The organism is Bacillus sp. GS3m_15504 (genome assembly GCF_055825275.1).
Genome location: NZ_JBVVNL010000045.1, coordinates 1 through 221 on the forward strand (window position 1 = coordinate 1; position 221 = coordinate 221).

Annotated in this window: 1 rRNA gene; it reads left to right on the forward strand. The window is 44.3% G+C overall.

The features are described 5' to 3' along the window. Positions 1-131 precede the first annotated feature (131 nt). A 5S ribosomal RNA gene (rrf, locus tag AC0L0O_RS30130) occupies positions 132-221 on the forward strand; the annotation flags it as partial.

A 221-nucleotide genomic window follows, 5' to 3' on the forward strand; every position in this document is an offset into this window, starting at 1 on the left:
ATGATCAGGTTGATAGGTTCGAGGTGGAAGCATGGTGACATGTGGAGCTGACGAATACTAATAGATCGAGGACTTAACCATATAATATGTAGCAAATGTTATCTAGTTTTGAAGGAATATGCCTTCAATAGTTTGGTGATGATGGCAGAGAGGTCACACCCGTTCCCATACCGAACACGGAAGTTAAGCTCTCTAGCGCCGATGGTAGTTGGGACCTTGTC